The 21210-nt window shown below is 73.9% G+C and carries 18 protein-coding genes and 1 pseudogene; 9 read left to right on the top strand and 10 right to left on the bottom strand.

Annotated features, from left to right (window positions below):
• Window positions 1-471 precede the first annotated feature (471 nt).
• A complete protein-coding gene (locus O4J56_RS16475) occupies window positions 472-1503 on the top strand; it encodes a LacI family DNA-binding transcriptional regulator (protein ID WP_270686743.1) in 1032 nt (343 codons plus the stop codon).
• A 71-nt stretch (window positions 1504-1574) separates the two neighbouring features.
• On the opposite strand, the gene O4J56_RS16470 is transcribed toward O4J56_RS16475, so the two are convergent.
• On the bottom strand, window positions 1575-2597 hold the full coding sequence (locus tag O4J56_RS16470; protein ID WP_270686741.1) for a Gfo/Idh/MocA family protein: 1023 nt from the start codon (window positions 2595-2597) through the stop codon (window positions 1575-1577).
• 244 nt (window positions 2598-2841) lie between these two features.
• On the opposite strand from O4J56_RS16470, the gene O4J56_RS16465 reads away from it, so the two are divergent.
• Window positions 2842-3582, top strand: coding sequence for a GntR family transcriptional regulator (locus O4J56_RS16465; RefSeq protein ID WP_270686739.1), 741 nt, complete (start codon window positions 2842-2844; stop codon window positions 3580-3582).
• A gap of 18 nt (window positions 3583-3600) precedes the next feature.
• Here the strand turns inward: O4J56_RS16465 and O4J56_RS32050 are convergent.
• The 3 genes and pseudogenes from O4J56_RS32050 to O4J56_RS16450 all read right to left on the bottom strand — a co-directional run.
• Window positions 3601-3705: pseudogene (locus tag O4J56_RS32050) on the bottom strand (DUF397 domain-containing protein); the annotation flags it as partial.
• 129 nt (window positions 3706-3834) lie between these two features.
• Window positions 3835-4014 (bottom strand): DUF397 domain-containing protein, encoded by a 180-nt coding sequence (locus O4J56_RS16455; RefSeq protein ID WP_270686738.1) that lies wholly within the window; start codon window positions 4012-4014, stop codon window positions 3835-3837.
• Between the two features lie 13 nt (window positions 4015-4027).
• On the bottom strand, window positions 4028-4750 hold the full coding sequence (locus O4J56_RS16450) for a DUF5753 domain-containing protein (protein WP_270686736.1): 723 nt from the start codon (window positions 4748-4750) through the stop codon (window positions 4028-4030).
• Between O4J56_RS16450 and O4J56_RS16445 the strand changes: the two genes are divergently transcribed.
• Entirely contained in the window at window positions 4745-5035 is a 291-nt protein-coding gene (locus tag O4J56_RS16445) for an ATP-binding protein (RefSeq protein ID WP_270686734.1), read from the top strand. The genes O4J56_RS16450 and O4J56_RS16445 overlap by 6 nt on opposite strands.
• Before the next feature lie 290 nt (window positions 5036-5325).
• On the top strand, window positions 5326-6357 hold the full coding sequence (locus O4J56_RS16440; protein WP_270686732.1) for an SEC-C domain-containing protein: 1032 nt from the start codon (window positions 5326-5328) through the stop codon (window positions 6355-6357).
• Between the two features lie 99 nt (window positions 6358-6456).
• Here the strand turns inward: O4J56_RS16440 and O4J56_RS16435 are convergent, their stop codons facing one another.
• The 3 genes from O4J56_RS16435 to O4J56_RS16425 form a co-directional block, all read right to left on the bottom strand.
• Window positions 6457-7746: a M20 metallopeptidase family protein gene (locus tag O4J56_RS16435; RefSeq protein ID WP_270686731.1), complete on the bottom strand. Its 1290-nt coding sequence runs from the start codon at window positions 7744-7746 to the stop codon at window positions 6457-6459.
• Between the two features lie 162 nt (window positions 7747-7908).
• Complete coding sequence (locus O4J56_RS16430; protein WP_270686729.1) at window positions 7909-8679, bottom strand: SDR family NAD(P)-dependent oxidoreductase; 771 nt, start codon at window positions 8677-8679, stop codon at window positions 7909-7911.
• A gap of 384 nt (window positions 8680-9063) precedes the next feature.
• Window positions 9064-10035 (bottom strand): LysR family transcriptional regulator, encoded by a 972-nt coding sequence (locus O4J56_RS16425; protein WP_270686727.1) that lies wholly within the window; start codon window positions 10033-10035, stop codon window positions 9064-9066.
• A 39-nt stretch (window positions 10036-10074) separates the two neighbouring features.
• On the opposite strand from O4J56_RS16425, the gene O4J56_RS16420 reads away from it, so the two are divergent.
• Window positions 10075-10842: a CTP synthase C-terminal region-related (seleno)protein gene (locus O4J56_RS16420; RefSeq protein ID WP_270686724.1), complete on the top strand. Its 768-nt coding sequence runs from the start codon at window positions 10075-10077 to the stop codon at window positions 10840-10842.
• Between the two features lie 52 nt (window positions 10843-10894).
• Here the strand turns inward: O4J56_RS16420 and O4J56_RS16415 are convergent, their stop codons facing one another.
• A complete protein-coding gene (locus O4J56_RS16415) occupies window positions 10895-12376 on the bottom strand; it encodes an APC family permease (RefSeq protein WP_270686723.1) in 1482 nt (493 codons plus the stop codon).
• A gap of 193 nt (window positions 12377-12569) precedes the next feature.
• Between O4J56_RS16415 and O4J56_RS16410 the strand changes: the two genes are divergently transcribed.
• Window positions 12570-13043, top strand: coding sequence for a hypothetical protein (locus O4J56_RS16410; RefSeq protein ID WP_270686721.1), 474 nt, complete (start codon window positions 12570-12572; stop codon window positions 13041-13043).
• Between the two features lie 202 nt (window positions 13044-13245).
• Here O4J56_RS16410 and O4J56_RS16405 read toward each other — a convergent pair whose 3' ends face one another.
• Window positions 13246-14286, bottom strand: coding sequence for an ROK family glucokinase (locus O4J56_RS16405; protein WP_270686719.1), 1041 nt, complete (start codon window positions 14284-14286; stop codon window positions 13246-13248).
• Between the two features lie 188 nt (window positions 14287-14474).
• Between O4J56_RS16405 and O4J56_RS16400 the strand changes: the two genes are divergently transcribed.
• Window positions 14475-16010, top strand: a complete 1536-nt coding sequence (locus tag O4J56_RS16400) for a sugar porter family MFS transporter (RefSeq protein ID WP_270686718.1) — start codon at window positions 14475-14477, stop codon at window positions 16008-16010.
• A 90-nt stretch (window positions 16011-16100) separates the two neighbouring features.
• The gene (locus tag O4J56_RS16395; RefSeq protein WP_270686717.1) at window positions 16101-17726 is read left to right on the top strand and encodes a DHA2 family efflux MFS transporter permease subunit; all 1626 of its coding nucleotides are present in this window, start codon (window positions 16101-16103) and stop codon (window positions 17724-17726) included.
• A 134-nt stretch (window positions 17727-17860) separates the two neighbouring features.
• On the opposite strand, the gene O4J56_RS16390 is transcribed toward O4J56_RS16395, so the two are convergent.
• Entirely contained in the window at window positions 17861-19201 is a 1341-nt protein-coding gene (locus O4J56_RS16390) for a KamA family radical SAM protein (protein ID WP_270686774.1), read from the bottom strand.
• A gap of 443 nt (window positions 19202-19644) precedes the next feature.
• Here O4J56_RS16390 and plsX point away from each other — a divergent pair, with 443 nt between their 5' ends.
• Window positions 19645-20670: a phosphate acyltransferase PlsX gene (plsX, locus tag O4J56_RS16385; protein WP_408639130.1), complete on the top strand. Its 1026-nt coding sequence runs from the start codon at window positions 19645-19647 to the stop codon at window positions 20668-20670.
• Window positions 20671-21210: the final 540 nt, after the last annotated feature.

Here is a 21210-nt window from a genome sequence, read left to right as displayed (position 1 = left end):
GGTGCGTCCGCCCTGGTCGTGGCGGTCTGCGGACGGCGGATCTCCCCGATGGGACTAGCGCGCTCTACTAGAGCGCTCTAGTATTTCCCCTATGGTGAGCCGCGTCACAGAGGGATGTCAATACATTCGGTCAGGCTTTACCGTTCCGGCCGGTCCACCCGGCGGGACGGCCGTGCGGCCCGGGCGGATGGCGCATGACCTGCGCCGATCCGAAGCCGGGGTGCGGGAGGGCGCCCACCGGTCCACCCGGGCCGGGCGGCCGGGGCACCCCGTCGGGGCGGGGTGCGGCGCGCCGACGGGCGGCCCGTCGGGCCTCACCCGCGTTCGGCCACCACGCGCCCGGCCCGACAAGGCCAGGGCACACCGCGGACCGGCGAAGCGGGAGACTACGTACGCAGCCCTCGACGCCGACACGTGCGCGGCGCGCATCGGGTGCCCGCACCGCCGCACCACGAACGAGAAGGACCTGTCGTGACCACCACTCCGCAGCCGAGACGGGGACGCCGCCCGACCATGGAGGACGTCGCCCGGCACGTGGGCGTGTCCCGGGCGCTGGTCTCGCTGGTCTTCCGCGACGCACCCGGTGCGGGACCGGAGACGCGCCGGCGCGTGCTCGACGCCGCGGAGGAGCTGGGCTACCGGCCGCACAACGCGGCGCGGATGCTGGCGCGCAGCCGGACCCGCGTCCTCGGGGTGGTGATGACCCCGGCCAACCCGTTCCACGCCGAGCTCGTCGAGGCGCTGTACCCGCAGGCCGAGGAGGCCGGGTACGCGGTGCTGCTGTCCGCCCTCACCCGGACGCGCAGCCCGGCCGAGGCCACCGAGGCGCTGCTGCGCAACCGGTGCGAGGCGCTGATCCTGCTGGGCCCGGTGGCGGCCCCGGCCGAGGTGGCCGGGCTCGCCCGGGAGCTGCCGGTGGTCACGGTCGGCCGCCGCTACCCGGGCAGCGGGGCGGACGCGGTGCACACGCGCGAGGCGCGCGGCATCCGGCTGGCCGTCGACCACCTGGTCGGACTCGGGCACCGGGCGATCGCGCACATCGACGGCGGCAACGCCGCGGGGTCGGCCGAGCGGCGGCGCGGCTACCGGGAGGCGATGCGGCGGCACGGCCTGGCCGGGCGGGTGCGGGTGCTGTCCGGCGACCAGACCGAGGCCTCCGGCGCGGCGGCGGCGCGCACGCTTCTCGACGGGCCCGAGCGCGACCGGCCCACCGCGGTGATCGCGGGCAACGACCGGTGCGCGATCGGGTTCCTGGACGCGGCCACCCGGGGAGGGCTGGACGTGCCCGGGGACGTCTCGCTGGTCGGCTTCGACGACATCCCGGCGGTCGCGATGGCGCACGTCGCCCTGACCACGGTGCACCAGGACGCCGGAGGGCTGGCCCGTGCGGCCGTCCGCACGGCCGCCGCCCGCGCCGAGGACCCGGACATGGAGCCCCGGGACGAGCTCCTCGAACCCGAGCTGATGGTGCGCGGCACCACCGCTGCGCCGCGGGGCGGATGACGCCGGTCGCGCATCAGGGCCGGCCGCATCGCCCGGCCCGCGCCCGCCCTCCCGACGTTCCGGACCGGGGGTCATACGGCGACCGCCTCTTGGCGCACCTCGTCCAGGCGGACCGGGCGCCCCAGGCGCATTGAGCGGTCGGCGGCGTCGGCGATGAGCACGGCCTCCAGGGCGTCGGCCACCGTGCACGGGCTCGGTCCGCCCTCGGCGGCCATGTGCAGGAAGGCCGCGATCTCGGCCTCGTACGCCGGGGTGAAACGGGACCAGAACTCCTGCCACGGCTCGCCGCCCGGGAAGGCGGCGCCGGGCTCGGCCGAGGCGAGCGCGGTCCGGTCGTCCAGCCCGACGGCGATGGTGCCGAGCGTCCCCGCCACCTCCATGCGCACGTCGTATCCGGCGCCGTTGTAGCGCGAGCCCTGGAGGGTGGCCAGGGTGCCGTCGTCCAGGCGCATCACGGCGGCGCTGGTGTCGACGTCCCCGGCCTCGGCGAAGTAGGCGGCGCCGCGGTTGGCGCCGTAGGCGTGCACCTCCTCGACCTCGCGGCCGGTGACCCAGCGCAGGATGTCGAAGTCGTGCACGTGGCAGTCGCGGAAGATGCCGCCGGAGGTGGGCACGTACCCGGCGGGCGGCGGTGCGGCGTCGCAGGTCACGGCGTGCACGCGGTGCACGTCGCCGAGTTCCCCGGCCCGCAGCGCCTGCCGGGCGCGGGCGTATCCGGCGTCGAAGCGGCGCATGAACCCGATGTGCACGGCGGCGCCGGTCCGTTCGACCTCGTGCAGGACCCGCACGGTCCCGGCGACGTCGGGGGCGACCGGCTTCTCGCAGAACACGGGGATGCCGGCGCGCACGCCGCCCAGGATGAACTCCGGGTGGGAGGCGGTGGCGGAGGTGATGACCAGGGCGTCGACGGCGCCGGGGGCGAGCAGGTCGCCGGGGGAGGCGACGGGGCGGGCCCCGGGCACGGCCGCGGCGACCGCGCCGGCGCGCCCGGGGGCGACGTCGGCCACCAGCAGTTCGTCCACCTCGGGGCGCGCGGCGACCGCCGCGGCGTGCGAGGCACCGATCCGGCCGGCGCCGACGAGTCCGATGCGCATGTGCCGCCTCCTCCCGGTTCCGGGCCGTGTGGCCCGGGCCACAGGGGTCCGTCCCCTGGGTCACGTCCGAGAAGATTTCTACGCCTCGCTGACCTGCCTGTCAATAGTATGTCTAGACATATGGACTTGATCATCTGCCATCAACAGGACGGCGACGTAGACTGGAGGGGCGCGTGAGGGCGTCCCATCACGGGACGCGCGCCCCGCGCCGACCCGCACCCGTCCCCCGACCGATCGGAGCCGCGTGGCCGAATCGCAGCTACAGGTGGCGCTCGACCGCACCAGCCCGGTGCCGCTGTACTTCCAACTGGCCCAGGAGCTGGAGCGGCGCATCCGCGAGGGCGAGATGCCGCCGGGGACCCGCCTGGAGAACGAGATCGTGCTCGCCGACCGGCTCGGCCTGTCCCGCCCGACGCTGCGCCGCGCCATCGAGTACCTGGTCGACCAGGGGCTGCTGGTGCGCAAGCGCGGGGTCGGCACCCAGGTGGTCACCCCGCGCGTGCGGCGGCCGGTGGAGCTGTCCAGCCTCTACGACGACCTGGTGCAGGCCGGCCAGGCCCCGCGGACGGAGGTGCGCGAGCTGAGCGTGCGCCCGGCCCCGGAGTCGGTCGCGCGGGCGCTGGAGGTGGACCCGGGGGCGGACGTGTACGTCCTGGAGCGCCTGCGCCACGTGGGCGACGAGCCGCTGGCGCTGATGCACAACTACCTGCCGCTGGGGCTGGTGGACCTGACGCGCGAGCGCCTCGCGGAGACGGGGCTGTACCGGCTGCTGCGGTCGGCGGGCGTGACCTTGAAGATCGCGTCCCAGAGCATCGGCGCCCGGGGGGCGACGGCCGCCGAGGCCAAGGCCCTGGGCGAGACCAAGGGGACCCCGCTGCTGACCATGGACCGCACGGCCTACGACGACATCGGCCGCGTGGTGGAGGTCGGCTCCCACGTGTACCGGGCGTCGAGGTACTCCTTCGAGCTCACATTGACGAGCTGAACCACAAGGGGCGGGGCCTCAGAGCCGGTCGACACTGGTGAGCAACGCCGCCCACTCAGAGGCGGGAAAGACGAGATGACCGAGGTCCGGCCGCTTAGAGTCCCGGACAGCGACCCCGGAGGGAAGATCGGCGACCTACACGCACTCGCCACCGGAGCTGCCGCTGTAGGTGGACGTACGCCACTCGACGGTCGGACCGACGCCCATGTTCTCCTCCCGGGGAGAGCTGTGCCCGCCCTCAACCTTGCCCGCTCAAAGCCGATCGACGCCCTTGAGGAGAGCCGCCCACTCCGAAGCGGGAAAAATGAGGTGGCCGAGGTCCGGCCGCTTCGAGTCACGAACAGCGGCCCCGAAGGGGAGGTCGGCGACCTCCACGCACTGGCCCTGTCCTCCGCTGTAGCTTGACGTACGCCAGATCGATTCATCGAACATGAGGCTTGCTCCTCTACCCCTCATAGCGATCCTTCAGAACACGTTTAATGGTGGCAGCGGTGTCCCGCGGAGACAGAGCCGCCTCCTGGACCTGGGCGAACATCGCTCTGTACTGCGCTGTCTCCTCCTCGCGCTCCAGAAAGAGCGCCCCGGTCGCGTACTCGATGTACACGGCCTCCCCCGAGCTGACGCCCTCGATGACGTCAGGGAACCCCAAGACCACGAAGCTGCCTTCGCTCGCGATATGCGCGCCCCGCTCGAATGGAAGCATGCGCAGGTCCACGTTCGGGAGGTCAGACACTTCCACCAAGCGGCGCAGCTGATCCCGCATGACTGCAGAGCCTCCGACGACCCGGTGGATCGCACTCTCGTTGAAGACGGCCGAGAACATGAGCGGATCACTTCCGGAGAGACGCTCCTGGCGCCGCATCCGGGCTGACACACGCCCTTCGACCTCTGACTCGTCAGCCCTCTCCCCGAGCCTCACTTCGATGAACCCACGGGCATAGTCAGCTGTCTGCACCAGCCCGGGTATCAGCGCATCGTCGTAGTTGCGCAGCTCTGACGCCTCGGTTTCGACGCCCAGGTAGGGCGTGAACCACTCCGGGACCGCCCCCGTCTGCCACCAGCCGGGCTCGCGCCTCTTGGCCAAGGCGACGAGCTTGTCGCGGTCACCCGACGCCAGGCCGTAGAGATCCTGCTCACCAGCGAGCTGGCCACCAACGCACTCGTGCACGGCGACGCCCCGAACACCGCCTGCCCGGCGACCGGTCTCCTCGCCCGTCCCCGCCCCTTCCACGTCACGATCGGGCTCCTCGACGGCTACCTGCACGTCCTCGAATGCGGTGCGGGCTCGGGCCACTGCACGATCGCCCCCGCGCCCTCCCCCGACCCGCTCGCCGAGACCGGTCGCGGACTGACCTGGGTCGACGCGATGGCCCAGCGGTGGGGCACCTACGGCGACGCCGCTTCACGAACGGTCTGGTTCATGCTCGACCGCCCGTCCATGCGCCCGGCCTGAACGGGCCTTCGGCGCATCCCCGGCGTCCGCCCCGGACCGAGGAGGGGGCGGGGCGGACGCCCACACGACGCACCTCTTGGGAGATCTCCGATGACCGTCCTCACCTGCACCCCCGCGCCCAACGCGCGGCACGCCTCGGATGCCGCGCAGGACGCCGAACTCGCCTCGCTCATCCGCGCCCTCATCGCACAGCGCCCCGAAGTCGCCAGCCTGTCCGGGCCGGACCCACCGGTCCCGTCAGGTCTGTGGACGGGTCCCGACGGCGGGGCGTGCGGCGATAGCCTGCGTCCATGGCTCGCAACCAGCGCCCCCACACCACCAGCGCCGAAGATGCGCGGCAGCTGGAGATCTTCGCCGAGGAACGTCCCGAAGAGCGGGCGGACCTCCTCTTCGAGGCGGCCGGTATGTGGTCGCTCTCCGGCGACCACGATCGGGCCGCCGAGATCTTCCGTCTCCTCTCCGACCCCGAGATCGGTTCGGACTTCGCCGGGCCCGCCGAGGCGTTCCGAATCGGCGCACTCTACGACGCGGGACGCAGCGACGAGGCCGACGAAGAGGCCGCACGGCTGCGCAGGCGCAACCCCGACGACGCGGAGGTCTGGGCCATCATGGGCGAGACCTACGAGAACCGTGGGGACCTGCGCACCGCCCAGGAGTGGTTCACGGCGGGCATCACCCGCACCCTCGGACCGGCGGCGCCCCTCACCGTGGAGGCCATCGACGAGTGCGACGATCCGGCCGAGGTGGAGCACCTGATCTTCGGCCGGGCGCGGGTGCGCCGGGAGGCCGACGAGCCGAAGGACGAACTCGACGCGCTCGCCGAGGTCCTCGGCGCCCTGAACGACGCCGCCCTGGACGAGGAGGCGGCGGAGGACGGCGGCACCCTCGACGCATACGACGCGTTCGGCTTCGCGGACGAATACGACGCCGACGGTGAAGGACACCGCGTTCCCCAAGAGGTCGGCACCCTCTACTGGCCGAAGGAGCAGTTCGGACCTCTCCTCAAGGCCCGGCCCGAGCTGGCCGAGCAGATCGGCACCGACCACGCCGAGTACACCGCGAACTTCGAGAAGATGCTGAGCCTCCTGTCGGCCCAGGGCGTGCAGCGGCTCTCCGTGGGCCGTGGGGACGTGGCGGAGTTCGTCCGCTTCCTGGAGGAGCGGGGCATCTCCCAGGCCGATGAGAACGTCATCGCCGACTATGGAGCCGAACTGCAGCGGACCGGCGAGAACACCGCCTGGCCGCCGGGGCGCAACAACCCCTGCTGGTGCGGATCCGGCCGCAAGTACAAGAAGTGCTGCGGCAACCCGGCGGCGAGGTGACGGCCCCGGCCACGAAGTGGACTCCGCCGCCCGGTCCTGGACCGGCACCGCTCCGGCCCGAGCGCGCGGAGGACCGGCCCTGCACGGCGCGTGGCGCCATCAGGCGGTGAGACGGCCCTCCAGGTGGTCGACGGCCGCGTTGGCGTGCAGGCGGACGCCCGTCTTCAGCACCGAGTCGTCGGCGTAGAAGCCGGGGTGGTGGTTGAACACCATCCCCCGCCCGCCGGGGACCGCCTCCATCGTCCCGTCCTCGCGGTACCGGAGGTCCTGGCAGCCCAGGTTCACGTACAGGCCGCCGTAGCGGTCGATGAACTCCGAGACGTCGTCATAGGGCAGCCCCGGGGGCGTCTCGTGCACGCCGTCCTCGCCCATGACCCGCCGCAGCGTGGGCAGGGCCGCGTCCACCCACTCCGGCGCGTTGTACACCGGCGGCACCCTCTGCAGGAACTCCGTGGTCGCCGTGCACCCGTACGCCCGCGCCATGTGGTCGGCCGTGCGGCGGACGTGGTCCTGGACGGTGTCCATGTCCGACTGGACCAGGCACCGGATGGTGCCCCACAGGGTGACCCTGCCGCCGATGATGTTGAACCGGCCCACGTCCTCCACGTGCCCGATGGACACGGTCACCGGCGAGGTCGCCGGGACCTGCCGGTAGACCTGGCCGAGCCCCGAGATCGTGTCGGCGGCGGCGGGCATCGGGTCGGTGCCCTCCCAGGGCGTGGACCCGTGCACCTGTTTGCCGTCGATCCTGATCTTGATCACGCAGGACGCGGCATAGGTGTTGCCGCTCCGGTAGCCGACGGTGTTCGCCGGGAGCGGCGCGACGTGCATGCCGAAGGCCATCGTCGGCACCGGGTCCGCCAGGGCCGGGTCGCCGGCCATCGCCCGGGCGCCCCCGCTCTCGTCGACCGGCGGCCCCTCCTCGGCGGGCTGGAAGATGAACACCACCGCGCCGGGCAGGTGCTCGCGCAGCCCGGACAGCACCTCGGCGGCGCCCATGAGCATGGCGGTGTGGCAGTCGTGCCCGCAGGCGTGGGCGACGGGGAAGGGGCCGCCCGGGTAGTCGGCGTCCACGACGGTGGAGGCGAAGTCCACCCCGGAGGCCTCCTTCACGGGGAGGGCGTCGATGTCGGCGCGCAGGCCGGCCGCCCGGCCGCCGGGGCGCCCGCCGCGCAGCACCCCGACCACCCCGTGCCCGGCCACGCCGGTACGGACCTCGTCCAGGCCGACCGACCGCAGGTGGTCGGCGACGAGGGCGGCGGTGCGCTCCTCGCGGTTGGAGAGCTCGGGATGGCGGTGGATGTCGTGCCGCCAGGCGACCACCTTGTCGGCGATCCTGTCGGCGGCGTGGTCGATCGCGCCCGCAATGTCGACGTCTGCCGTGGTCATGCGTCCCCCAGCCGGTGAACGGGTGCCCTGGGCCGTGCCCGGTCGGCGGCCCGGCCGCCGACCGGGCCGCCGCCGTCCCCCGCGGTCCTGCCCGCGATCGGCGGACCATCACCCCACGGGAACCTTTCGCCTGGGCAAAGGGCCGTCGGGCCGGGGCGGCCGTCAGGCGGTGAACCCGGCGTCCACGTACACCGCCGTCCCGGTCGTGGCGCTCCCGCCGGGGCCGGCGAGGAACGCGATGGTCTCGGCCACCTCCTCCGGGCGGACATAGCGGCCCAGCGCGGTGATCCCGCTGATGGTCTCGGCCATCGGCCCGTCGGCCGGGCTCGTGTCGGTGTCCGTCGGACCGGGCGCCACCATCACCGCGGTGATCCCGCGCGGACCGCCCTCCCGGGCCAGGCCCTTGGTCAGGCCGACCATGGCGGACTTCGTCATCGAGTACAGGGTCAGGCCGGGGAACGGCAGCCTCTCCGAGACGTTGCTCCCCAGGTTGATGATCCTGCCGCCCTCGCCCATGAGGCGGAACGCCTCCCGGGCCGCCGCGAACGGCGCCTCGACGTTGGCGGCCACCGCACGGCCCAGGTCGTCGTCGGAGACGTCCTCCGTCGCCCCCATCATGAAGGCGGCGGCATTGTTGACCAGGATGTCCAGGCGGCCGAAGGTGTCCGCGGTCCGGCGCACCGCCCCGGTGACGGAGCCGACGTCGGCGGCGTCGGCGCGGATCGCCGGCGCCCGTCGGCCGACGGCCTTGACCCGGTCGACGACCTGGGCGGCGCGCTCCTCCTTCTCCCGGTAGGTGATGGCGACGTCGGCCCCGAGCTCGGCGAGGCGGACGGCCGTGGCGCCCCCGATCCCGCGGCTGCCCCCGGTGACGAGCGCGGCGGCACCGAGGAGGGGCAGGTGGTTCGTTCCGGTGTTCGATGCGTTGTCCATGCCCACGATCCTGTCGAGGCGCACCCCCGCACTCCGGCGGGAATCGGACGCGGCACCGCGACGGCGGATTCCCGCCGATCCTGTCTCTCGACGGCCCACTCTCCGCGCCGGGCGCGGCACCGGGGAGGCGGTGGACCGACGCGGCGGACCTGCCAGGCACCCCTCTGCCACCGGACACGGGCGGCCCGCTCCCGGACGTTTCCGGGAAGGATCCCGAACGCCCTGATGAGGGGTACTTCGCCGCCCCGCCGCCGACGTGGAACATCGACGTCATGGGCGACCGGCTCCGGTGGTGGTGACCGTGTCGGCCGTGCTGCCGAAGCGGCGCGGCGCGGACGCACCGTCGAGGGGCCGTTCCGGACGGGGTGACAGGGCGACGGCGGGTCAGCGGGCCGCGGACGCGGCACTCGTCCCCCGCCTCACCAGTGCCTCGGCGAAATCCTGGGCCGGGCCCCGCGGGTCGAGGTGGACGAGCTCCGTCCGGTGGACCAGCCTCGGCGCGACGACCGGGGCCTCCGCGACGCCGCGCAGGCGCCCCCGGGGCACCAGCGCCGCCCCGTGCCCCGCGGCGACCAGGGCCTCCAGAGCTCCGGCGTCTCCGCCGTCCAGGCGCAGGGCCGCCCGCGGGGAGGCGTTCGGGTCCGTGTCCCGCAGCACCTCCAGCGGCACCGACGCCCCCGGCGCGTCGATCCACAGGGCGTCCACGAGGTCGGCCAGGCGCACCCCGCTCCGCCCCGCCAGCGGGTGGGCCGCGGGCAGCGCGACCACCAGCGGCGACTCGGCCACGAGCTCCGTCCGCAGCGCCTCCGCGCCTCCTTCGGCCGCTCCCAGGCGCAGCGGGTCGCTCGGCGCGGCCACCCCGTCGACCAGCCCCGCGTCGAACTCCCCGGAGGCGACGCCGCCGACCACCGCCGGCAGCGGCGCCGTCCGCACGGACGCCTCCAGCCGGGGCTCGGCCGCCCGCACCCGTGCCAGGGCCCAAGCCGCGGCCGCCCCGAAGGCGCCGGGGCAGGCCGCCACCGCCAGGCGGCGCGCCACCGGCTCCCGCGCCCGCTCCGCATCGGTCCGGGCGGCGGCCAGGCGCAGCAGGACCGGTCCGGCGTGCTCCAGCAGCCTCGCCCCCGCCTCGGTCGGCTCCACGGGGCGTCGCCGCAGCACGGCCGTGCCGAGGTCCTTCTCCAGCGCCGCCACCTGTTGGGAGACCGCCGACTGGGTGTAGCGCAGCTCCTCGGCCGCCGCCGAGAAGGAGCCCAGGCGCGCCACCGCGGCGAACGTCCGCAGCCATTGGGCGTTCAGCGGGTCGCGCGCCTCCGACCGGCCGCTATCAGCATCACTGATCGAGTGATCCGAAACCATCGTTGGATCTTCTCATCCCTGGCGGGTGATGCTGGAGCCATGCCGAACACCACCGGACCGGAGGCGGCCCCGACCGCCGCCCGCCTCGCCCTCGTCGCCGACCGCTCCCCGCACGTGCGGGCCCACGCCCGTGTCCCCGAACTGCTGGAAGGGCTGCGGCGGCACGAGGGCCTGCTCGCCGACGCCTACTGGATCCCGACCGAGGAGGCCGCCGAACCCGGTCGGCTGGACGGGTTCGACGGGGTCTGGCTCCTGCCCGGCAGCCCGTACCGGAGCGAGGAGGGCGCGCTCGCCGCCGTGCGCACCGCCCGCACCGCGGGACTGCCCTTCCTCGGCACCTGCGGCGGCTTCCAGCACGCGCTGCTGGAGTTCGCCCGGAACGTGTGCGGGCTGGCCGGGGCCCAGCACGCCGAATCCGACCCCGGCGCCGACGACCCCCTGATCGCGCCGCTGGCCTGCTCGCTGGTGGGCCGACAGGGCGAGGTGCGGTGCACGCCCGGGTCACTGGCCGCACGCGTCCTCGGAACCGAGCGCAGGGTCGAGCGCTACCACTGCTCATACGGGCCCGCACCGGCGGCCGAGGGGCTGCTGACCGGGCGCGGCCTGCGGTTCACGGGGCACGACGAGGAGGGGTCGGCCCGCGTCGCCGAGCTGGACGGGCACCCGTTCTTCCTGGCCACCCTGTTCCAGCCGGAACTGGCCGAAGGCCCGCGCCCGCACCCGGTCGTTCGCACCTTCGCCGAGGCGGCGGCCCGGCGCTCCGCCGAACGGGGCGCCGGACCGGTGGGCTCCCGCGCCGGTCTCTGACGGCCCACCGGCCGGGGGGGGCGCCGCCGCGGGGGGGGCGCCCCGGCTCCGGTCACTTCCTTCCGGTACGGCGCTCGATCTCGGCGATCAGGCGCTCCTCGGCGTCCGCGCCCGGGGCGACCTTCGGCAGGCGGGCCATCATCGCCAGCCCGGCGATCCACCACGCCCCGACGATCACCCATTCCGAGGGCCACACCAGCGCGGCGGGCATCCCCGGCAGGTAGAGCACCAGCAGCCCGAAGCTCAGCAGCAGCGCCGCGACGCCGACCGCCGGGCCCGCCGCGGTGCGGAACGGGCGCTCCATGCCCGGTTCGCGCCGCCGCAGCACCAGGAAGGAGACCGCGACCACGATGTAGGCGATGACGATGTTCACGCCGCCCGCGTCCACCAGCCACACCAGCATCGGCCGGCCGAAGAGCGGGGCCAGCACCGACAGCGCGCCGATGAAAAGCAGCGCGTTGCCGGGCGTGCGGAAGCGCGGGTGCAGGCGGCCGAACCAGGCGGGGACCATGCGGGACTCCGCCATCGCGTACAGCAGGCGGCTGCCCCCGATCAGGAACGCGTTCCAGCTGGTGAGCAGCCCGGCCAGGCCGCCGACGACGAGCAGGTTGCCCATGGCGGGGCTGTTCCACAGCGCGGCCATGGCGTCGGCCGAGGCCAGATCGGCGGCGGTCAGCTCCTCGGGGCCGAGCGCGGCACCGGCGGTGAGCATGATCATCACGTACCAGGCGGCCGCGCAGGCCACCGAGACCACGAGCAGCCGCCCGACCTGCCGGAACGGCAGCCGGATCTCGCTGGCCGACTGGGGGATCACGTCGAACCCGACGAACAGGAACGGCACCGCCACCAGCACGACGAACATGCCCGAGACACCGCCGGTGAACAGCGGCTCCATGGTGGCCGCGGACCCGCCCACGGCGGCCCCGGCGACCATGGCCGCACCCGCCGCCAGCAGGAACAGCACGGCGATGGTCTGGAAGACGCCGGCGGGGCGGATGCCGATGTAGTTCACGCCGGTCATCACCACCGCGGCCAGGACGCCGACCGCGACCTGGGCGGCGGACACGTCGTAGTCGGCGACGGTCCACAGGTGCCCGGCCTCCATCGCCCCGGGCAGCAGGTAGCCGAGGGTCTGCGGGACGGCGACGGCCTCGAAGGCGACCACCGAGACGTAGCCGAGCACCATCGCCCAGGAGGCGGTGAAGGCGCCCCGGGCGCCGAGCGCGCGAAGTGCGTAGTGGTGTTCGCCCCCGGCCCGGGGCATGGCCGCGACCAGCTCGGCGTAGGTGAGCCCGACCAGGGCGATGACCACGCCGCCGATGACGAAGGCGACCGCGGCGCCGGCGCTGCCCGCCGCGTCGATGAAGTCGCCGGTCAGCACGATCCAGCCGAAGCCGATCATGGCCCCGAAGGCGAGCGCGAGCACGTCGCCGCGGCCGAGGACCTTGAGGAAGCCGTCCTGCCCCGGTGCGGCGGGCGCGTCGGAGGGGCCGGGGGCGGCGGAGGATTGGGGGGAGTCAGGGGCGTCCGGCATGGGGGATCCCCTCCGTCTCGGGAGTAGGGACGCTGATCAGGGGACCTTTAAACCACCGCCGCCGGGCGATGATCAAGGTCCCGAAACGGCGCAATCCGCACGAACGTATGTCCGTGGTGCACAACGGACGCCGTGGGGACGACCCGCACCCCGCCCGGTGTGCGGCAGGGGCGCCGGGGGTAGGGACGGCCGCATGGGACGCTTTCCGACGACCGCCCTCCTCGCCGGAGCCCTCCTCACGGCCGCCGCGTGCACGGGAGCGGAGCCCTCGCCGCCCACGGACGACGAGGACGGCGCGGCGCCTTCGGCCGAGGCGTCCGACACCGCGGGCACGGCGGACACGGAGGAGGGCGCGGCACAGGACCAGGAGTTCCCCGACGTCGTCGACGTGGTCGTCACCCAGGGGGACGCGGGCTACGACTTCGCCGTCACCATCAGCTCCCCGTACGACACGCCCGAGCGGTACGCCGACGGCTGGCGGGTGGTGGGGCCGGACGGCACCGTCTTCGGCGAGCACGTGCTGGCCCATGACCACGCGGACGAACAGCCATTCACCCGGACCCAGCGCGGCGTCGACATCCCGGACGAGACCGAAGAGGTGACCGTCGAGGCCAGGGACAGCACCAACGGCTACGGCGGCGAGACGATGACGGTCCCGTTGCCCTGAGGACCGCTCCCACCGACACCGCCCCCTGACCGTAGGCGGGTGTGCCCAGCGTTGATCTCGGGAGAAACGACGCTTCCGGGCCGCTTTTTGGGGCGCATTTCCCGAGATCAACGGCGCAGGGCGGAGTTCGGCAACGGAGTCGGCAGGGCCGGGCTCCTGCCGATCGCCCGTGTCCGTGGAGACGCCCGGCAAGGGCCGGCGTCTAGTGGACCCTCCGGCGGGTGATGCGGCGGGATCCGCGTCCCACGCTCCGGAACCTCTGGGGCGGCTCCTCCCGCGCCAGCAGGGCGGCGCCCACCAGGCCCGCCTCGTTGCCCAGCTCGGCCCGGACGATCCTCGCCTCCGGGCGGTACCCCCGCCCCGTCAGGTTCCTGCGGTAGGCCGCGCGCGCCGGCCCCAGCAGCAGGTCGCCGCACTCCGACACCCCGCCGCCGATCACGAACACCTCCGGGTCGAAGGCCGCCGCCAGGTCCGCCAGGCCCTTGCCCAGCCACCGGCCGACGTCCTCCAGCACCTCCACGCACGCGCGGTCGCCCTCCGCCGCCAGCTCGGCGACCAGTGGGCCGGTGATGCGCGACGGGTCGCCGCCGACCGCCTGCAGCAGCCCGCGGGCCACCGGCGAGTCGGCCGCCGCCAGCTCGCGCGCCTCGCGGGTGACCGCGTTGCCGCTGGCGTACTGCTCCCAGCACCCCCGGTTGCCGCACTCGCAGCGGTGGCCGTCCGGAACGACCACCATGTGCCCGAACTCCCCGGCGATGCCGTGCCGTCCCCGGTACAGCGCCCCGTCCAGCACGACGGCGCCGCCGATGCCGGTGCCCAGGTTCACCACCACCGCGTCGGAGGACCCGCGCCCGGCACCCAGCCGCATCTCCGCCCATGCCGAGGCGTTGGCGTCGTTCTCCACCGCCACGGGCAGCCCCAGGCGGGCGCTCAGCGCGGTGCGCAGCGGCTCACCGCGCCACGACAGGTGCGGGGCGAACAGCACCGAGGAGCGGCCCCGGTCGACGAACCCGGCCGCGCCCACGCCGACCGCGGTCACCGGGTACTCCCGGCGCAGCCCTTCGACCACGTCGGCGATGGTGTCCTCGACGACCTTGGGGCTCTTGCTGCGGTTGGGGGTCTGCGCGCGTCCGCGGGCCAGCACCCGGCCCGCCGGGTTGACCACCCCCGCGGCGACCTTGGTGCCCCCGATGTCGACGCCGATGACGAGCCCGCGCCGACGCCCCCTGCTTCTCAGTGCCATGGCCTGCCCACTTTACCGCCGCCGCACCCCTGCTCCGGTCATTGGTCCTGATGTTCGTTTGTCTTGACAAAGTCCGGTGCGCTGTTTACCTTCCGTTGGCGGTGGGGCGCTCGTCACACCCCCCTGTGGGGCGCCCGACACCGCCCCGCCGCCTACCCTGAATCCGACCCGACCGGAGCCCTGTCCCCATGAACCCCTCCACCGACGGCATCGAAGGACCCGACGGCGCGCCGCGCGGCACCGCGGACGGACGACTGTCGGGGGCGGTGTCCGCGCCCGAGGGCGCGGGCACCTCTCCCGGCAGCCGCCGCCCCCGCAGGTACCTGCGCCTGGTGATGGTGCTGTCCACCTTCGGCGGCCTGCTCTTCGGCTACGACACCGCCGTCATCAACGGCGCCCTGCCGTACATGCAGGAGGACCTGGGCCTGACCCCCTTCACCGAGGGGCTGGTCACCAGCTCACTGCTGCTCGGCGCGGCCTTCGGGTCGGTGCTGTCCGGGCGGCTGGCCGACCGGCGCGGCCGGCGCACCGCGATCATCGGCCTGGCGGTGCTGTTCCTCGTCGGCACCCTCGCCGCCTCGTTCGCCCCGAGCACCGGGGTGATGGTCCTGGCCCGCTTCGCCCTCGGGCTGGCGGTCGGCGGCGCCTCGGTGACCGTGCCCAGCTACCTGGCGGAGATGTCGCCCGCCTCCAGGCGCGGACGCCTGGTCACCCAGAACGAGCTGATGATCGTCACCGGCCAGCTCCTCGCCTACGTCAACAACGCCGTGATCGGCAACGTGTGGGGCGAGGCCGACGGCGTGTGGCGCTGGATGCTCGTGCTGGCGACCGTGCCCGCCGTCGTGCTGTGGCTGGGCATGCAGGCCATGCCGGAGAGCCCGCGCTGGCTGGCCGCCCAGGGCCGGTTCGGCGACGCCCTCGCGGTGCTGCGGCGGGTGCGCGAGGAGCGGGCCGCCGAGCAGGAGCTCGACGAGGTCCGGCGCGCGGCCGAGGAGGACGCCCGCAGCGCCCGGGGCGGCTGGCGCGACCTGTCCGAGCCGTGGATCCGCCGCGTGGTCCTGACCGGCGTCGGCATCGCCGTCGTGCAGCAGATCACCGGCGTGAACTCGATCATGTACTACGGCACCCAGATCCTCACCGAGTCCGGGTTCGCCCGGGAGACGGCGCTGGTCGCCAACATCTCCAACGGCGTCATCTCGGTGCTGGCGACGTTCCTGGGCATCTGGCTGCTGGGGCGTATCGGGCGGCGGCCGATGCTCGTCGCCGGGCTGTGCGGCACCACCAGCGCGCTGCTGCTGGTGGGCGCGTTCTCCTCGCTGCTCCCGGCCGGGACCGGCCGGGCGGAGGCGATCCTCGCCTGCATGGGGCTGTTCCTGGTCTTCCAGCAGGGGTTCGTCTCCCCGGTCACCTGGGTGCTGCTGGCGGAGATCTTCCCGATGCGCATCCGCGGCTTCGCCTTCGGGCTGGCCGGGGCGGTGCTGTGGACGGCCAACTTCGCGGTGGGGCTGACCTTCCCGTCGCTGGTGGCGGGGGTCGGCATCACCACCACGTTCTTCCTGTTCGCGGCGGCGGGGCTGGGGGCCATCGCCTTCGCGCGGTTCGGCGTCCCCGAGACCAAGGGCCGCACCCTGGAGGGGATCGAGGACGACCTGCGCGCCGCGGGCGGTGCCGGTCGCGCCGGCGGCGCCCCGGAGCGCGAGGAGCCGTCCGCACGCGCGGACTGACGCGGACGGCGCGCCGGATTCCGCCGAATTCGCCCCAGCTGCCCCTGCCTGCGCACATAGGATGACCGGGTCCGCGCGGGAGGGGGCCGAATGCGTTCGATCCGGGGCAATCCGTGGGCCGTGCTCGCGGCCCTGTGCCTGGGGTTCTTCATGACCCTGCTGGACCTGACGATCGTCAACATCGCGATCCCGGACATGATCCGGCGCCTGGGCGCGGCCGCCGACGAGGTGCTGTGGGTGGTCAACGTCTACACCCTCGCCCTGGCGGTCCTGATCATCACCTCCGGGCGGCTGGGCGACCTCTACGGCCAGCGCCGCCTCTTCATCGTCGGGGTCGCCTCGTTCACCGCCGCCTCGGTGCTGTGCGGGCTGGCCCCGGGCGCCGGGTGGCTGATCGCCGCCCGCGCGGTGCAGGGGGTCGGCGCCGCGGTGATGATGCCGCAGACCATGGCGCTGCTGGTGCGCGTCTTCCCGCCGGAGCGGCGCGGCACCGCCATGGGCGTGTGGGGCGCGGTGGCGGGCCTGGCCACGGTCGCCGGGCCGACGCTGGGCGGGCTGCTGGTGACCGCCTTCGACTGGCGGTTCATCTTCTTCGTCAACATCCCCTTCGGCGCCATCGCCCTGGTGCTGGGGGTGGTCCTCATCCCGCCCGACCCGAAGCCCGAGCACCGCCCCCGCTTCGACCCCGCCGGGGTCGCGCTGGCCACCGGCTCCCTGGGGCTGCTCGCCTTCGCCCTGGTCGAGGGGGAGCGCTTCGGCTGGGGAACGGTCTACGGGCCGATCAGCATCCCGCTGCTGTTCGCCCTGAGCGCCGTGCTGTTCGCCGCGCTGATCGTGCAGCAGCGCGCGCGGCAGGGCCGCGACCCGCTGGTGCCGTTCGGGCTGTTCGGCGACCGCAACTTCAGCCTGATGAGCCTCAACGCCGCCCTGGTGTCGGTGGCGATGATCGGGCACTCCCTGCTGTTCACCATCTACCTGCAGTCGGCCCTGGGCATGACCGCGCTGGCGGCGGGGCTGACGATGGCGCCCATGTCGGTGCTGTCCATGGTGGCCGCGCCGGTGGTGGGCCGCTGGGTCGACCGCCTGGGCGGCAAGTACCTGCTGATGGGCGGGTTCGCGCTGTTCTGCCTCGGCCTGGGGTGGCTGCTCCTGGCCGCCCGGCCGGACTCGCGCTGGTGGGAGTTCGCCCTGCCGCTGGCGCTGATGGGGCTGGCGGTGGCCTCGGTGTTCGGGCCGATGAACTCGCTGGCCATGTACCGGGTCGACCCGCGCATGGCGGGCGCCGCCTCGGGGGTGCTCAACACCCTGCGGCAGCTCGGGTCGGTGCTGGGCGGTGCCGTGGTGGGGGCGCTGATGCAGGCGTCGCTGGCGGCGAACACGGTGCGCGAGGCGCGCACGGCCGCCGACGCGCTGCCGCCTCAGGACCGCGAAGCGTTCATCACGGCGGTCCGGCCCGAGCACGGCGCCGGGGTGGAGCTGGGCGGGCCGGCCCCGCCGACACCGCCCGAGGGCATGTCCGGGGCGGCGGCCGAACGCCTGGCCGAACTGGCCGGGCAGGTCTTCTCGCACGCCTTCACCGACACCTTCCGCGAGGTCGGCTGGGTGGCGGTGGGGGCGATGGCGGCCGGACTGGCGGCCACCGCCTTCTCCCGCAACATGCGCGGGCCGCAGAGGCGCCCGTCCCCGGACCGGGCACGGCGGCCGTCGCAGGAGTGAGGTCCGGTCGGCGGCCGGGGCCGGGGGCCTGGGTCGGGCGGCCCCGGGAGGGCGCCCCGTCCGCACGGAACGGGCGGGGCGCCCCGGGTGGGGAAGGTCCGACGGTGCCGCCGCCGGGCCCGCGGGCCGGGCCGTCAGGCGCGGGCGGGGTCCACGAGCGCGGAGACGTCCGCGGGCGGGGCCTCCTCGTAGGGGAAGTGGGTCGCGCCGAGGGCGGGCTCCAGGTCGAAGAGCCAGGCCGCCTTCTCGTCGTACTTGGCGAAGAACGGCTTGCCCACCAGCTCCGGGTCGCGCGCCTGGATGAAGTGGAGCATGAACACCTTCTCGCCGGCGATCTCGGTGACGCCGTCCACGCACACCTTGCCCGGTGTGGCCGACATCGACGGGCCGCGCACGGTGCGGGCCAGCCCCGAGACGTTCTTGTAGGCGTCCCGGAAGATCTCGTAGGCACGGGCCAGCGGCACCGCGAAGTAGTCCTGCGGGCCGGTGTCGCGCTCGACGAACATGTAGTAGGGCACCATGCCCATCCGGAGCTGGGTGCGCCACATGCGCTCCCAGACCTTCGGGTCGTCGTTGATCGTGCGGATCAGCGGCGCCTGGGTGCGGATGACCGCGCCGGTCGACCGGATCCGCTTGACGGCCTCCTGGACCAGCTCGGGCTCCAGCTCGTTGGGGTGGCTGAAGTGGGCCATGAAGGCCAGGTTCTTGCCGGAGGCCTCGACCTTCTCGAACAGCCGCAGGGTGTCGTCGGCGTCCGGGTCGGTCACGAACCGCTGCGGCCAGTAGGCCAGCGCCTTGGTCCCGATGCGGATGGACTCCAGGGTGTCGACCTCCAGCAGCGGCTCGATGTACTTGGAGATCACCCCCTCGCCCATGATCATCGGGTCGCCGCCGGTGAACAGCACACTGGTGACCTGCGGGTTCTCCTTGAGGTAGCGGACCAGGTGGTCCACCTCCCCGGAGGCGAACTTCAGGTCGGGCTCGCCCACGAACTGCGCCCAGCGGAAGCAGTAGGTGCAGTAGGCGTGGCAGGTCTGCCCCTGCTTGGGGAAGAACAGCACCGTCTCGCGGTACTTGTGCTGCATGCCCTCCAGCGGGTCCTGCCCGTCGACCTTGGGCACGTTGAGATCCATCTGGCCGGCGGGGTGCGGGTTGAGCCTGGCCCGCACCTCGTTGGCGGCCGCGTTGATCTCCTTCCTCGGCGCGTCCTGGCGCAGAAGATCGGCCATCCGGGCCACGTCCTCGGCGGGCAGCATGTCCGCCTGCGGGAAGACGAGCCGGTAGATCGGGTCGTCGGGGGCGGCGTCCCAGTCGATCAGCTCGTCGATGACGTAGCTGTTCACCCGGAACGGCAGCACCGTGGCGACGGCGCGGACGGCGAGCCGCTCGTCCTCGCCGAGGCCGGCCCGCGCCGTCAACTCGTCCAAGTGCTTCGAGGTGTAGGCACGGAAGCGACGTCCCGCGGACGGGGACATAGCCGCGTCTTGCGTCAAGCTCACGCGTCTCCCTTCAGGGTGCGGCAGGCGCCCTACGGTCGGCAGGGCAGGCCTGATCCGGGCGCCCCCGGCAGAGCGGGGGCGCCCGGCGAGATCTCTCGTGTCGGTTGTCGGGCCCGGAGTGGTCACCCTCCTGACCAGCAGTCCGACATACCCGATCTTCGCTGATTCTTACCCACTTTCCCTAAATACCCTCCTGACCTCGAACGACAGGGGGCGCCCCGCGCGCCTCCCGCTGTTCGGGCATACGCTTGCCCCGGGGGCGGGCACACCCCCCGCCACGTGCGAGAAGACGTCGGACCGGGGCACGGCGGGCGACCGCGGCACCCCGGTGGAGCAGTGAGGATCCACACGTGAACCAAGCCGGACCCGCGGGCACCGCAGGGCCGCCGCGCGGCGGCCCGGTCATCGCCCTGGACGCCATGGGCGGCGACCACGGCCCCGCCGAGACGGTGGCCGGGGCGGTGGCCGCGGTGCGCGAGCACGGGCTGCGGGTGGTGCTGGTGGGCAGGCTCGCCGAGCTCACCGGCCTGCTGGCCGAGCACGGCGCGGCCGGGGAGGTGCCGGTGGTGCACGCGGAGGACACCCTGGCGATGAACGAGGGCGCGCTGGCGAGCTGGCGGCGCCCGCGCTCCAGCGTCGCGGTGGCGTGCAAGCTGATCCGGCAGGGGGACGCGTCGGCGCTGGTGTCGGCCGGGTCGACCGGGGGCGTGGTGGCCACGTCGACGGTGCGGCTGCGGACCCAGCCGGGGGTGCTGCGGGCGGCCCTGGCGGTGGTGCTGCCGACGCGGCCGCGCCCCACGGTGCTGCTGGACGCGGGGGCCAACGCCGACGCCAAGCCGGAGATGCTGGTGCAGTTCGCGCACCTGGGCGCCGCCTACGCGCACACGGCGCACGGGGTGGCCGAGCCGCGGGTGGGCATGCTGACCATCGGCGCCGAGCCGGGCAAGGGCAACCGGTTGGCGCGCAAGAGCTCCGAACTGCTGGCGGCGACGGCGTCCGAGCCGCCGCGGCTGGACTACCGGGGGCACATCGAGGGGCACGACCTGCTCGCCGGCGAGGTGGACGTGGTGGTCACCGACGGCTTCACCGGGAACGTGGCGCTGAAGACCGTGGAGGGGACGGTGCGCTTCGCCTTCGACGCCGTGCACGACGCGCTGACCTCCACCCGCCGCGCCCGCGCGGGGGCGCTGCTGCAGCGCAAGGCCCTCCGGGGGCTGCGGGAGAGCCTGGACAGCGAGAGCACCGGCGGGGCGGTGCTGCTCGGGTTGAACGGGACGGTGGTGATCGCCCACGGGGCGAGCCGCGCCCGCGGCATCGAGCGGGCGTGCATGCTGGCGGCGGACCTGGCCGCGAGCAGGATCGTGGACCAGATCAGGCGCCGCGTGACCCCGCCGGCCCGCGGCACGAGCTGGCTGCACCGCCTGGGCCACCCCGACGACCACTGAGGGAAGCGTCGAGCGTCCGCGGCCTGCGGCGACAGCACAGCACAGGTGCCCACTCGCCCCTCAGCCGGGCGGCGGGCCGTCGGGGTGTAGGGCGGGGCGGCGACGACGGAGGTCGGTGGCCCTTGCTGCAGCGTCGTCGGCCACCGGGCGTGTGGGTGGTCGCCGTGAATGGCGGCGACGGCAAGAGCGGGGCGGTTCCCCGGCCCTGCTTGCCGTCTGTCCGGTCGCTTACGGCCTGGGTGGGCAGGCGGCTGAGCAGGTACCCCGCTCCCGGGCCCCGGCCGGGCGGCAGGCCACCTGAGTGTGAGCGAGATGGCGGCGACGACGAAGGTCAGCGGCCCATCCGGCAGCGCCGTCGGCCGTCCGGCGTGTGGATGGTCGGCGTGAGCGGCGGCGACGGCGAAACCGGACCCCCTGTCCGCCTCCTCAGCGATGATCTCGGGGAAAACGCCCCTACCGGGCCGGTTTTAGCGTCCATATCCCCGAGATCGACAAGGGAGTAACGGTGCAGGCTCCTGCTGGTGTTGATCTCGGGGAAGT

The organism is Nocardiopsis endophytica (assembly GCF_027706725.1).
GTDB classification, from domain to species: domain Bacteria; phylum Actinomycetota; class Actinomycetes; order Streptosporangiales; family Streptosporangiaceae; genus Nocardiopsis_A; species Nocardiopsis_A endophytica.
The sequence above is the reverse complement of the archived record's forward strand: the minus strand, read 5'-3'. Positions and strand labels throughout refer to the sequence as shown.

Coding starts and splice junctions, on each gene's coding strand:
- O4J56_RS16470 (WP_270686741.1), bottom strand. CDS start 2,597: ATGCGCATCGGACTCGTCGGCGCCGGCCGGATCGGTGCCTCGCACGCC.
- O4J56_RS16440 (WP_270686732.1), top strand. CDS start 5,326: ATGGCTCGCAACCAGCGCCCCCACACCACCAGCGCCGAAGATGCGCGG.
- O4J56_RS16410 (WP_270686721.1), top strand. CDS start 12,570: ATGGGACGCTTTCCGACGACCGCCCTCCTCGCCGGAGCCCTCCTCACG.
- O4J56_RS16390 (WP_270686774.1), bottom strand. CDS start 19,201: ATGTCCCCGTCCGCGGGACGTCGCTTCCGTGCCTACACCTCGAAGCAC.
- plsX (WP_408639130.1), top strand. CDS start 19,645: ATGGGCGGCGACCACGGCCCCGCCGAGACGGTGGCCGGGGCGGTGGCC.
- O4J56_RS16395 (WP_270686717.1), top strand. CDS start 16,101: ATGCGTTCGATCCGGGGCAATCCGTGGGCCGTGCTCGCGGCCCTGTGC.
- O4J56_RS16405 (WP_270686719.1), bottom strand. CDS start 14,286: ATGGCACTGAGAAGCAGGGGGCGTCGGCGCGGGCTCGTCATCGGCGTC.
- O4J56_RS16435 (WP_270686731.1), bottom strand. CDS start 7,746: ATGACCACGGCAGACGTCGACATTGCGGGCGCGATCGACCACGCCGCC.
- O4J56_RS16420 (WP_270686724.1), top strand. CDS start 10,075: ATGCCGAACACCACCGGACCGGAGGCGGCCCCGACCGCCGCCCGCCTC.
- O4J56_RS16425 (WP_270686727.1), bottom strand. CDS start 10,035: ATGGTTTCGGATCACTCGATCAGTGATGCTGATAGCGGCCGGTCGGAG.
- O4J56_RS16430 (WP_270686729.1), bottom strand. CDS start 8,679: ATGGACAACGCATCGAACACCGGAACGAACCACCTGCCCCTCCTCGGT.
- O4J56_RS16415 (WP_270686723.1), bottom strand. CDS start 12,376: ATGCCGGACGCCCCTGACTCCCCCCAATCCTCCGCCGCCCCCGGCCCC.
- O4J56_RS16400 (WP_270686718.1), top strand. CDS start 14,475: ATGAACCCCTCCACCGACGGCATCGAAGGACCCGACGGCGCGCCGCGC.
- O4J56_RS16455 (WP_270686738.1), bottom strand. CDS start 4,014: ATGTTCGATGAATCGATCTGGCGTACGTCAAGCTACAGCGGAGGACAG.